Origin of the sequence: Streptomyces sp. NPDC006529, assembly GCF_040611795.1 — a bacterium.
Lineage (GTDB): Bacteria > Actinomycetota > Actinomycetes > Streptomycetales > Streptomycetaceae > Streptomyces.
Genome location: NZ_JBEXPB010000042.1, coordinates 15,347 through 27,775 on the forward strand (window position 1 = coordinate 15,347; position 12,429 = coordinate 27,775).

8 protein-coding genes are annotated in these 12,429 nt (G+C 74.6%); 4 read left to right on the forward strand and 4 right to left on the reverse strand.

Annotation, left to right across the window (positions count from 1 at the left end; translation table 11 throughout):
* Positions 1 to 6 precede the first annotated feature (6 nt).
* Positions 7 to 696 (reverse strand): cell division ATP-binding protein FtsE, encoded by a 690-nt coding sequence (gene ftsE / locus ABZY31_RS24700; RefSeq protein ID WP_330330715.1) that lies wholly within the window; start codon positions 694 to 696, stop codon positions 7 to 9.
* Positions 697 to 921: 225 nt separating this feature from the next.
* On the opposite strand from ftsE, the gene ABZY31_RS24705 reads away from it, so the two are divergent.
* Positions 922 to 1,116, forward strand: coding sequence for a hypothetical protein (locus ABZY31_RS24705; RefSeq protein WP_356413842.1), 195 nt, complete (start codon positions 922 to 924; stop codon positions 1,114 to 1,116).
* Positions 1,117 to 1,229: 113 nt separating this feature from the next.
* On the opposite strand, the gene prfB is transcribed toward ABZY31_RS24705, so the two are convergent.
* Positions 1,230 to 2,339 carry a peptide chain release factor 2 gene (gene prfB / locus ABZY31_RS24710; RefSeq protein ID WP_356413845.1) on the reverse strand — a complete coding sequence of 370 codons (1,110 nt, stop codon included), beginning with the start codon at positions 2,337 to 2,339 and terminating at the stop codon, positions 1,230 to 1,232.
* Positions 2,340 to 2,687: 348 nt separating this feature from the next.
* Between prfB and ABZY31_RS24715 the strand changes: the two genes are divergently transcribed.
* Positions 2,688 to 3,746: a 2-oxoglutarate and iron-dependent oxygenase domain-containing protein gene (locus ABZY31_RS24715; protein ID WP_356413848.1), complete on the forward strand. Its 1,059-nt coding sequence runs from the start codon at positions 2,688 to 2,690 to the stop codon at positions 3,744 to 3,746.
* Positions 3,747 to 4,228: 482 nt separating this feature from the next.
* Here the strand turns inward: ABZY31_RS24715 and ABZY31_RS24720 are convergent, their stop codons facing one another.
* Together ABZY31_RS24720 and ABZY31_RS24725 are read right to left on the reverse strand one after the other, a co-directional pair.
* Positions 4,229 to 5,491: a serine/threonine-protein kinase gene (locus ABZY31_RS24720; RefSeq protein ID WP_356413851.1), complete on the reverse strand. Its 1,263-nt coding sequence runs from the start codon at positions 5,489 to 5,491 to the stop codon at positions 4,229 to 4,231.
* 169 nt (positions 5,492 to 5,660) lie between these two features.
* Positions 5,661 to 7,421 (reverse strand): serine/threonine-protein kinase, encoded by a 1,761-nt coding sequence (locus ABZY31_RS24725; protein WP_356413854.1) that lies wholly within the window; start codon positions 7,419 to 7,421, stop codon positions 5,661 to 5,663.
* A 459-nt stretch (positions 7,422 to 7,880) separates the two neighbouring features.
* On the opposite strand from ABZY31_RS24725, the gene ABZY31_RS24730 reads away from it, so the two are divergent.
* On the forward strand, positions 7,881 to 10,904 hold the full coding sequence (locus tag ABZY31_RS24730) for an FHA domain-containing protein (RefSeq protein WP_356413857.1): 3,024 nt from the start codon (positions 7,881 to 7,883) through the stop codon (positions 10,902 to 10,904).
* A gap of 118 nt (positions 10,905 to 11,022) precedes the next feature.
* Positions 11,023 to 12,405, forward strand: coding sequence for an ABC transporter substrate-binding protein (locus ABZY31_RS24735; protein ID WP_356413860.1), 1,383 nt, complete (start codon positions 11,023 to 11,025; stop codon positions 12,403 to 12,405).
* The last annotated feature ends 24 nt before the right edge of the window (positions 12,406 to 12,429 follow it).

The window sequence follows — 12,429 nt, forward strand, 5'->3', positions numbered from 1 at the left end:
GTCCTTTCAGTGCTGGTAGCCGTAGACGCCGCGCGACTGGTCGCGCACGAGACGGCCCTGTTCGAGTTCGATGACACGCTTGCGCATCTGGTCGACGATCTGCTGATCGTGCGTCGCCATGATCACGGTGGTGCCGGTCCGGTTGATCCGGTCCAGCAGCTTCATGATCCCGACCGAGGTCGACGGGTCGAGGTTGCCGGTCGGCTCGTCCGCGATCAGCAGCGCCGGGCGGTTGACGAAGGCCCGGGCGATGGCCACGCGCTGCTGCTCACCGCCGGACAGCTCGCCGGGCATCCGGCTCTCCTTGCCGCCCAGTCCGACCAGCTCCAGGACCTGGGGGACGGCCTTGCGGATCTCGCCGCGCGGTTTGCCGATGACTTCCTGGGCGAAGGCCACGTTCTCCGCGACCGTCTTGTTGGGGAGCAGCCGGAAGTCCTGGAAGACGGTCCCCAGCTGGCGCCGCATGTGCGGGACCTTCCAGTTGGAGAGCCTGGCGAGGTCCTTGCCCAGCACGTGGACCTGCCCCTGGCTCGCCCGTTCCTCGCGCAGTATCAGCCGCAGGAAGGTGGACTTGCCGGAGCCGGAGGAGCCGACCAGGAAGACGAACTCGCCCTTGACGATCTCCAGGGACACGTCTCTGAGTGCGGGCTGGCTCTGCTTCGGGTAGTACTTGGACACACTGTCGAATCGGATCACGGGTGCACCACGGTCGCCGGGAGTAGGTGAGCGTGACCATACGCGAAGGGGCGCAGGCTAGGGACCCGGGCTCCGGAGTTGTCCGTTATATCCCCTGGTGCGCACGAGCCCCGATCGCGAGTGACCGGACGGGCCGCGCCGAAAGCCGCGCGAGCTGGCACAGTGGTGGGGGGAACGGACTCGTTCCCCCCGCCGTTGTACATGGGGACGAGAGGAGGACAGCGCATGACGTATGACCGGCTCGTGTGCGCGAACTGCGCCGCGCCCGTCAGTCAGGGCCGCTGCCCGGTGTGCCGGGCGAACAGGGAGCGCCTCCAGCAGGAGGACCGCCCCTTCGCCCACCTCAACCCCATGACGTTGATCGTGCTCATGGTGGTGCTCGTGGCAGCGCTCGCGCTGGTGGCGCACCAGGCCGCATGACCCGACCCCCGGGGCGCGGGGAGCCGTAGGGCGCCGCACGTACCGATCGAAGAAGCCCGGACCCCTCACGAGGGGTCCGGGCTTTCGGCTGCTGTCAGGTCGGCCGTGTGCGCTTAGGAGACCTGCTCCTGCTGCTTGCGCCAGCGGATTCCGGCCTCCAGGAAGCCGTCGATCTCGCCGTCGAGCACGGCCTGCGGGTTGCCGACCTCGAACTCGGTCCGCAGGTCCTTGACCATCTGGTACGGGTGCAGGACGTAGGAGCGCATCTGGTTGCCCCAGGAGCTGCCGCCGTCCTTGAGGGCGTCCATCTTGGCCTGCTCCTCCTGGCGGCGCCGCTCCAGCAGCTTGGCCTGGAGGACGTTCATGGCGCTGGCCTTGTTCTGGATCTGCGAGCGCTCGTTCTGGCAGGAGACGACGATGCCGGTCGGGATGTGCGTGATGCGCACGGCCGAGTCGGTGGTGTTGACGCCCTGGCCGCCGGGGCCCGAGGCGCGGTACACGTCGATGCGCAGCTCGCCCTCGTCGATCTCGACGTGGTCGCTCGACTCGACGACCGGCAGCACCTCGACGCCCGCGAAGGAGGTCTGGCGGCGGCCCTGGTTGTCGAAGGGCGAGATCCGGACGAGGCGGTGCGTGCCCTGCTCCACCGAGAGGGTGCCGTAGGCGTACGGGGCCTTGACGACGAAGGTGGTCGACTTGATGCCGGCCTCTTCGGCGTACGAGGTTTCGTAGACCTCGGTCGGGTAACCGTGCCGCTCGGCCCAGCGCAGGTACATCCGCTGGAGGCGCTCGGCGAAGTCGGAGGCGTCCACGCCGCCGGCCTCGGCCCGGATGTTGACCAGGGCCTCGCGCTCGGCGTACTCGCCGGACAGGAGGGTACGGACTTCCATCTCGGCCAGCGCCTTGCGGACGGAGACCAGCTCGGTCTCGGCCTCCGCGAGGGTGTCCGCGTCGTCCATCTCCTGCGCCAGCTCGAAGAGGACCGCGAGGTCGTCGATCCGGCCGCGCAGGGTCTCGGTCTTGCGGACCTCGGCCTGGAGGTGGGAAAGCTTGCTCGTGATCTTCTGGGCGGCCTCCGGGTCGTCCCACAGGGACGGCGCGGCGGCCTGCTCCTCGAGCACGGCAATGTCCGCCCTCAACTTGTCGAGGTCCAGGACGGCCTCGATCGACCCCATGGTCGAGGAGAGGGACTTCAGCTCTTCGGAAACATCGACGACTGCCACGGGTCCAGCGTAGCCGGTCCCCGGACGGCCCCGTCCGGCCCGGCCGCCGCCGCGGGGCGGACCGGGCCGGATCCCCCTCTACGAAGCACCCTCCGAACGGGCGTACGCTCACCGTATGACCGTCTTCCTCGTCTCCCGCCGCCATGTGGACCACATGCGTGTCACGACGACGAGCTGTCAGCCGCCGGACCGAACCACAGCCTGATTTCCCAGCTGCTCGATTCGCCCCCGGTCCTGTCACGCGGCTCACGCGGCCCCCGGCGCCATCCCTGCCGGCGGCCCCTCCCCGCCCGCTGTCCCCGCCACCCTTGGGGAACAGGACCCCGTGACATCCGAAACGGAGCCGTCATGCCGTCCGCGCACCCCTCCCCGTCTTCCCTCGCCCCCTCCCCCGCCGCCCCGCCCGTCCCCGCCCCCACCTCCCTTCCGGTCCTGGACCTGTCCCGGGCGGACGATCCGGCCGAGCGGGACGGTTTCCGCGCGGAGCTGCACGCCGCCGCCCGGGACACCGGATTCCTGCACCTGACGGGCCACGGGATCGGCGCCGCCGAGACCGCCCGCGTGCTGGAGGTGACCCGCGCCTTCTTCGCGCTCCCCGAAGCCGACCGGCTGGCCGTGAGCAACCTGAACTCCCCGCACTTCCGCGGCTACACCCGGATCGGGCACGAGCTGACCGGCGGCGCCTCCGACTGGCGCGACCAGCTGGACGTGGGCGCGGAACGGGCCGCGCCGCCGGTGGGGCCCGGGGATCCGGCGTACCTGTGGCTGGAGGGGCCCAACCAGTGGCCGGCGGCCCTGCCGGAGCTGCGGAGCGTGGTCCTGGACTGGCAGTCCCGGCTGGCGGCGGTGGCGCACCGGCTGCTCCAGGAGCTGCTCGCCTCCATCGGGGCGCCTGCGGACTTCTTCGACGCCGCGTTCGCCTACCGGCCGCACCTGCACACCAAGCTGATCCGCTACCCCGGCTCGGCGCCGACGGGCACCGGCCAGGGGGTGGGCGCGCACAAGGACTACGGCTTCCTGACCCTGCTGCTCCAGGACTCCGTGGGCGGACTCCAGGTCCGGCGGGGGGACGGCTTCCTCGACGTGCCGCCGGTGCCGGGGGCGTTCGTGGTGAACCTCGGGGAGCTGCTGGAGATCGCGACGCGGGGGTACCTGCGGGCCACCGACCACCGGGTGGTCAGTCCGCCGGGGGCGGTGGAGCGGTACTCGGTGCCGTTCTTCTACAACCCGCGGCTCGACTACGTCGTCGAGACGGTCCCGGGCGACTACCTCCGCTCGGCGCCGGGGCTGTCCGAGGACGCCGCGAATCCGCTCCACGCCGAATACGGCCGCAACGAGCTGAAGGGCTGGTCCCGCGCCCACCCCGCCGTCGCCCGCCGCTGGCACCCGTCCCTCCTGACCCCCTAGCCCCACCGGGCGGCCGCCTCACCCGCCGGCGGGGCTGGATTCCCACGCCCCCCGCCACCGCGCGCGGCCCGCACCGCCCTCCGGGCAGGCGCCTCAACCGCCGGCGGGGCTGAGGTGGTCGACGACGACCCGGCCCCCGGGTGCGGCCCGCACGGCCCTCCGGGGGCGCCTCAAACGCCGGCGGGGCTGGATTCCGCGACCGCCCGACGCCGGGTGCGGCCCGCACAGCCCTCCGGGCGGGCGCCTCAAACGCCGGCGGGGCTGGGATGGCTGCCCTCGGAGACCTGGGCAACTCGTTGACGTTTGACGCACCTGCCAGCCACATCCAGCCCCCGCCGTCGTTTGAGGCGCACCCGCCCACCCCAGCCTCGCCGGCGATTGAGGCGCCCCCGGAGGGGAGGGAGGCCACCGCCGCCCGCAGGCTGGAGACAGGGTCGGTCACACCCAGCCCGTCGGCGATTGAGGCGCCCCGGTCCGGCGGGCTACGGGTGGGACGGGGTCGAGTGTTTGCTGTCCGGGGCGGACGGGGGGTCCTCGCCGGAGGCGGCGAGGTAGCCGCCGACCGAGACGGCCGCCACGAGCACCACCCCGGCCGCGGACAGCATCAGCCGCCGCTTGCGCACCGTATCGGCGCGGTGCCGCGCCGACCCGGGCCGGTGCCCCCCGGCGGGCCTCGGCACGCGCGCCGTCCCGAGCGCCCCCCCGGCCAGCTCGTCCGGCCCCGGCACCCGCATCGAGGTGTGCGTGTCCCGGTTGGAGTCCGTCGCCGACCCCGGCACGAGCGGGACCACGCCCCGCCGCCGCACCGGGTCGGAGGCCGGAGCCTCCTCCGTCTGCGCGGGCTCGTCCTCCAGGTCGTCCGGTTCGTCCACGTCCAGCGGCGGCATCCCGCTCAGCAGCGGCAGCAGGTCCCTCAGCCGGGCGGACAGTTCGGAGGCCCGCAGCCGCGAGGCGGGAGCCTTCGCGAGGCACTGGACCATGAGCTGCCACAGCTCGTCGGGGATCCCCGGCAGCGGCACCACCGTCTCGGTGACGTGCCGCCGCAGCACCGCCCCCGGGTGCCCGCCCCCGAAGGGCGTGAACCCGGCGAGCAGTTCGTACAGGACGGTGGCGAGCGCGTATATGTCGACGGCGGCCCGCGGCGGCAGCCCCTCGACGATCTCCGGCGCCAGGTAGTCGGGCGTCCCGATGATCCGGGTGGTCGGCGCGGTGGTCCGGCTGCCGCCGGGCGGCGGTCCGGCCCGGCGCGGGGAGTCGATCAGTTTGGCGACGCCGAAGTCCGTGAGCAGCGCGGGGTGCGCCCCGCCGGGGCCGATCGGTCCCTGCATGTCGAGCAGCACGTTCTCGGGCTTGACGTCGCGGTGCACCACCCCGGCCGCGTGCGCGGCGGCGAGCGCGTCGGCGACGTCGGCGACGATCGCGACGGCCGCCTCGGGGGCGAGCCGCCGCTCCCGGTCGAGCCGGGTGCGCAGGTCCGTGCCGCGGACCAGGTCCATGACGAGCGCGAGGTCGTTGCCGTCCACGACGAGGTCGCGGACCGAGACGACGTGCGGATGCTCCAGGCCGAGCAGCGCGCTGCGCTCCTGGACGAACCGTCCCACCAGCTCCTGGTCGGACGCGAGGTCCTCACGGAGCAGCTTGACGGCGACGGGACCCTCGGGCCCCTCGCCCAGCCATACCGTGCCCGCACTGCCGCGCCCAAGGATCTGGTGCGCGGTGTACCGGCTGCCGATCTTCCGTGCCACGACTGCTCCCTCAGCGGCTGGCGTACACCCCAAAGCTACGCGGCCGCGTGGGGGTTGGAGGCCAGCAGGGGGCCCGATTCGCGACGACCTTCACTTCTGTGGGCGAAATCGTGCCCCAGAAGTCGACAAATCAACGAACTCACCGCTACGGGCGCATACCGGAGGGCCCTCAGCCGGTGGTCCCGGTGCCCGAGCCGGCGTCGCTGCCGCCGAGTTCACCGATCCAGTCGGTGACCCGCGTGCCCCAGTCCCAGACCTGGTCCCACCAGCCCTTGCCGGTGCCCACCCACTCCTGGAGCGGGGTCAGTTCCCAGACCAGCCAGCCCGCCACGAAGAGCAGGACGAGGGTGAACAGGCAGCCCTTGAGGCAGCCGAGCCCCGGGATCCGCATCGGGTTGGCGCTGCGGCGGCGCGGCTCCCGCGGCTCGCGCGGAGCGGGCTGCTGGGGCCGGCCCGGCTGCTGCGACGGCCCGGCGTACTGCTGCGGCTGCGGCTGGTGCTGCGGCGGACGCTGCTGCTGGGGCTGCGGGGGCTGCTGGTACTGCGGCTGCTGGTACTGCTGCGGCGGGGGCTGCTGCCGGTACGGCTGGGGCTGGTGCTGCGGCGGCTGCTGGTACTGCTGCGACGGTCCCTGCTGGTACTGCTGGGGCTGGCGGGGCTGCTGGCCGTACTGCTGCCGCGGCGGCTGCTGGGGCTGCTGGGGCTGCTGCGGGGCCGGCTGGCGCTGCGGTCGGCGGCGCAGCGGGTCGTCGGCCGGGTCGAGGTACTGCATCTGGGTCTGCTCGTTGCGGTCCCGGGCGGCCCGCATCTGCGACTGCCACGGGTGCGGCTGGTCCGGTGCCTGTACGGGGGGCATGACCGAGGTCGGGTCGGCGCCGGGGGCGTGCTGCGGAGCCGGGGGCATCGACCGCATGACGCTGGTGGCCGCGTTCGGATCGTAGCCGCCCATCGGCGAGCCCAGGGGCGGCAGCACCTGGGTCGGATCGGCGGCGCCGGGGGTCTCCGGGACGGGCGCGGGCGCCGGGTCGGGCGCGAGCAGCGCGCCGACGCCGAGCGCGGCCTCGACCTCGGCGGCGGAGGAGTGCACACCGATGCCCGCGGCGACCACGCGCAGGGCGCGGGCCAGGCCGACGGCGCTGGGCCGCAGGTCCGGCTCCTTGCTCAGGCAGCGCTCGATGACCGTCCACAGCGGCTCGGGCAGGGTGGAGGGGCGCTGCGGGTCCTCACTGAGGTGGCGGTGCAGCACCTCCAGCGCGGTGCCGCCGGCGAACGGCGGCCGGCCGGTGACCAGCTCGTACATCAGGATGCCCGCGCCGTAGATGTCGACGGCGGAGGTCTGCGGGCGGCCCTCGGCGGACTCGGGAGCGACGTAGGCGGGCGTGCCGACGAACTCGTGGGTGCGGGTGAGGCCCGGGGAGTCGGCCAGGCGGGCGATGCCGAAGTCGGTGAGCATCGGGCGCATCTGGCCGTCGCGCTCGTCGACCAGGACGTTCGCGGGCTTGAGGTCGCGGTGGACCACGCCGTCGGCGTGGCTGGCGGCGAGCGCGTCGGCGATCTGCGCGGTGAGCAGGCTCGCGGCGACGGGGGTGAACGGCCCGTTCTCCCGCAGGTACTTGTGCAGGTCGGGACCGTCGATGAGGTCCATGACGAGGGCCAGCAGATCGCCCTCGACGACGAGGTCGCGGGTGCGGACGATGTTGGGGTGGGTCAGGCGCAGCAGGACGGAGCGCTCGCGCAGGAAGCGCATGACCACGTCGGGGTCGTGGGCCAGCTCCTCCTTGAGGACCTTGATGGCCACGGTCTCACCGGGCTGGCCGGCGACCGCCGCCTCGGCGCCCGCGGTCTCGCGCTGGCGGGCACGCCAGACGGTGCCCGTGGCGCCGCGTCCGAGCGGCTCCTCGAGCAGGTATTTGCTGCCGACTGGCCGCACGTCTCGCGCTCCCCTGCTGTCGTGGTGCTGTGGTCCTGCCGCGGTCCCGCCGCGGCGGGTTCCGGGCGTGCGTTTCCGCGCGTTTTTCCGACCCACTCTAGGCGGTGTCCCGAGGGAAGACGCTGGGCGTCAGGCGATGGTTGCCGTACATATATACGAAGAGTGACGTTTGCGGGGTATGCCCGTGGCGATTTTCCGCGGGTTGCTGTCCGTATCTGTACGGGGTGTGGCCACGGGCGCGATCGATCAAGATCACTTGTGGGCGGGTGCCGGGCGTGTTGTCGGTGACAGGTGCGAGGATGCACCCGTACGGAGTGGCGGGGTCGGGAGCCCTGCCTTCCGCATGACCTGACCGGACGACGCGTCCGTGCCGGGTGGGGGGCGAACGGGCAGTCGTGCCCCGCCGGTTCCTGCCGGGCGCACGCAGCGCGCACCGCGCAGAAGGGACCGCTGACGGCGATGCAGATCCGGCTGACCGTCCTCGGGCCGCGCAGCGGCCACCAGATCGCGCCCGCGACGTGTGACGTGCTCGTCACCGCGCCCGTCGGCACCCCGCTGGCCGCGGTGGCCTCGGGACTGGCGGCGACCGTCGCGGGCCCGGACACCGGGGGCACGGTCGTGCTCTACGCCGGGGCGGAGCGGCTCGATCCGCAACGCCGGGTGCTGGGCGAGCCGCCCCTGGTCGACGGGGCCGTTCTGGCCGTGCACACGCCGGTCCCGGACGTCCTGCCCGCCCTGGAGGAGGGCCTCGGCGCCCCCCAGCTGCACGTGGTGGCCGGGCCGGACGCGGGCGGCGTGCACCTGCTGCACCCCGGGGCGGTCCGCATCGGGCGCTCGGCGGACGCGGACGTGCCCCTGGACGACCCGGACGTGTCGCGGCTGCACTGCGCGGTGACCGTGGCGGAGGACGGCCGGGTCAGCGTGGCCGACCTGAACTCGACGAACGGCACCACGCTGGGCGGCGCCCCGGTGACGGGCACCCCCGTCCCGCTGGCACCGGGCACGCTGCTGCGGGTCGGCGAATCGACCCTGCGCCTCGCGGGCCCCCCGGCGCCCCCGCTCCCGCTGACCCCCGACCTGCACGGCCACCTCGCCCTCCCGGCCCTCCCCGGCACCCCGGCCGCCGCCGCGGACCCCGCCCAGGAGCCGGATCCCGCGCAGGCCCACGCCGCGGACCCTGCCCCCGCCCCGGTCTGGCCGGTCGCGGGCGGCCCCGGCGCCGACCCCGGGCGCGCGGACCCGTACGCCGCCCCGTCCTGCTCCCCCGCCCCCTCCTCCGGCGGCACCCACGGCGGCGCCCCCCTCCCGGGCGGCCACGCCCACCCCGGCCCCGGACCCGCCACCGACCCGGGAGGCGACGCCCCGGCGGGCTCCCGGCGGCGCGGCATAGGGGCCTGGGCCCGCAAGTGGGTCGGCCGCGACGAGGAGGCCGAAGCGGCAGCGGGGATCCCGGCGGCCCCCGTCGTGCGCGTCGCCGAGCCGGGGCCCGACGACCCGGCCTCCCTGCTCCTGGCCGCGCTCGGCCCCACCGGCCGGCTCTGGAGCCGCGGCCCGGGGCACCCCGGACGCCTCGTCGTCGCCCTCGGCGCGGGCAGCCGCGTACCGCTGCGCACGGCCGGGGCCCTCGGGCTGGCCGGGCCGCGCGCCCGACTGACCGGGCTGGCCCGGTCCGTGGTCGCGCAGCTCGCCGCGCTGCACGCGCCCACCACCCTGGAGATCGTGCTGATCGCGGCCGACCGGGCCCGCCCGGCGGCCGAGCGGCGCGCCGACTGGGGCTGGCTCGGCTGGCTCCCGCACACCCGGCCCGCGCACGGCCAGGACTGCCGCCTGCTGCTCGCCTACGACCGCGACCAGGCCACCGCCCGGACCGGCGAGCTGAGCCGGCGGCTCGACGACTCCCCGCTCGGGACGAACTGGGCCGCCGCCGACCGGCAGAGCGTGGCCGAGGCGGCCCGCGCGTACGACGGCCCCTTCACCCTGGTGGTCGTCGACGGCGATCCCGGCCCCGGCCGGCTCCGCGACGTCACCGGGCGGCTCGCCTCGCACGGCCCGGCCGCCGGGATCCACGTCCTCGCCCTCGCCGACGCACCGCCCGCCACCCCGGCCTCCCCGGTCGACGAGACCTACCAGGCCGCCTGCGCGAGCACCCCGGCCTTTCGGGACTGCGGCGCGGTCGCCCTGCTCAGCGGTGACGTGGCCACGGCCGTACGGAGCTTCCGCGTGTCCGGCGGCCGCCCGGTCCCGCCCGGCGAGACGGCCGTCGCCGACGCCGTGTCCGTCGCGTGGGCCGAGCGCTTCGCCCGCGCCCTGGCCCCGCTGCGCACCGACGGCGCGGTCACCGAGCCGCTGCGGCCCGCGAGCGCCACCCTGCCCGCGACCGCCCGGCTGCTCGACGAGCTGGGGCTGGCCCGGGCCACCCCGGCCTCGCTGATGGCCCGTTGGGCGGCCGCCACCGACCAGGGCCAGGGCGTCGGCGGGCACGTGGAGATCGTCCTCGGCAGCGGGCGACGCGGTCCGGTCGGGGCCGAGCTGGTCGCCGACGGCCCGCACCTGCTGATCGGCGGCCCGGCGGGCAGCGGGCGCACCGAGCTGCTGCGCTCCGTCGCCGCGTCCCTGGCGGCCGCCGCCCGTCCGGACCGGCTGGGGCTGGTGCTGCTGGACGGGGCGGGCGGCGAGCGGGGGGACGGGCTGCTGGCCTGTACCGAACTGCCGCACGTCGCCGCGCACCTGGTGGCTTCCGACCCGCTGCGCATGCGCGAGTTCGCGCAGGCACTGGGCGCCGAACTCAAGCGCCGCCACGAGCTGTTGGAGGGCGTCTCCTTCGCCGAGTGGCACGCCCGGCGCGAGGTCGCGGACCGCATGGTCGCGCCGCGCCGCCCCAGCGCCGGCGAACTGCGCGGGGACCTGGACCCGCCGCGCTCGGGGACGCTGCGGCTGCGCTCGGCCGCTGCGCGCAATGAGGCGCCGGGGGCCGGTCCGCTGCCCCGGCTGGTGGTGCTGGTGGACGACTTCGACGCGCTCGTGGCGCCCGCGCTGGGCAGTACGGGCCGCCCCTCGGCCGGTTCGGTGGTGCGGGCGCTGGAGGCGGTGGCCCGCGAGGGTGCGCGGCTCGGCGTCCACCTGGTGGCGACCAGCGCCCGTGCGGACCGTACGGACGGCACCGAGCTGGCCCGCCTCTCCACGCTGCGGGTGGAGCTGGAGGCGCCGGACGCGCCGGGGCCGGGCCGGGGGGTGCTGCGGCACGCCGACGGGCGGGAGGTGCCCTTCCAGGCGGGGCGGGTGACGGGCCGGATCCCGCGGACCGCGACCCAGAGACCCACTGTGGTTCCGGTCGAGTGGGAGCGGATGGGTGATCCACCGGCCCGCCGTCCGGTGCGCGAGCTGGGGAACGGGCCGACCGACCTCGCGCTGCTGGCCAGCGCCCTGGAGCGGGCCTCCCACCTGGTCTCGGCGACCCCCGTGCTGTTCCCGCCCGCCCCCTGAGTCCCGTCCTCCCCGTGCGTGGTGGCGCGGACCGGTGTCCGACGCGGTATTGCGGGGGCGGACCGCTCGGCGTAGACCTTGTGGTCCGGGACACACCATGAACATCGGGGGCAGAGCCATGCGCACGCACGGAACGGGCCGCACGACTCGCACGCGCACCTGGGCGGCGCTTGCCGCCGCGGGCGCGCTCGCGCTGACCGCCTGCGGCGGCGGCGACGGCGACGGCAAGAAGGACGCGACGGCCAGTCCGGAGGGCGGCAGCACGCAGAGCGGCCCGCGGGTCCAGTTACCTTCGCTGGCCGGTGAGAAGCTCCAGGTCGCGGCCGTCTGGACGGGACCGGAGCAGGAGAACTTCACCAAGGTCCTGAAGGAGTTCGAGAAGCGGACGGGCGCCACCGTCACCTTCGTGCCGGCCCAGGACCCGATCGTCACCTTCCTCGGCACTAAGGTCGCGGGCGGTTCGCCGCCGGACGTGGCGCTGCTGCCGCAGGTCGGGGCGCTGGTCTCGGCCGTGACGAACAAGTGGGCGCAGCCGGTGGGTCCGGAGGCGCAGAAGCAGCTGGACCAGAACTACTCGGCGGGCTGGAAGGCCCTGGGCGCGGTCGGCGGGACCCAGTACGGCGTGTACTACAAGGCGGCCAACAAGTCGCTGGTCTGGTACAACGCGAAGGCGTTCACAGCGGCGGGCGCGAAGGTGCCCACGACCTGGGCGCAGTTCCTGGAGACCGCGGACACCCTGTCGGCGTCGGGCGTCGCGCCGGTCTCGGTGGGCGGCGCGGACGGCTGGACCCTCACCGACTGGTTCGAGAACATCTACCTCTCGCAGGCGGGGCCGCAGAAGTACGACCAGCTGGCCAAGCACGAGATCAAGTGGACGGACGACAGCGTCAAGCAGGCGCTGACGACCCTGGGCCAGTTGTTCGGCCGCAAGGACTTCCTGGCGGGCGGTCAGAGCGGGGCGCTGGCGACCGAGTTCCCCAAGTCCGTCACCCAGACCTTCACGGGCGGGGACCGGCCGGGCGCGGCGATGGTCTTCGAGGGCGACTTCGTGGCGGTGAACATCGCGCAGACGGAGGCGAAGGTGGGCACGGACGCCCTCGTCTTCCCCTTCCCCGCGGTCGGCGCCAAGGCCCCGGTGGTCTCGGGCGGTGACGTGGCGGTGGCGCTGAAGCCGTCGAAGGGCGCGCAGGCGCTGCTGACCTTCCTGGCCTCGGCGGACGCGGCGGAGATCCAGGCGAAGCTGGGCGGTTTCGTCTCGCCGAACCGCGGCGTGAATCCGGGCGCCTACCCCAACGCCATCCAGCGGGACATCGCCAAGAACCTGCTCGCGGCGGGCGACGACTTCCGCTTCGACATGTCCGACCAGGCTCCGGCGTCCTTCGGCGGTACGCCGGGCGCGGGCGAGTGGAAGGGCCTCCAGGACTTCCTGGCCAACCCGGCGGACGTCGCGGGCGCGCAGGCCAAGCTGGAGGCCGACGCGGCCAAGGCCTTCGGGAACTGATCCCGGTGGCCACGAAAACGGTCA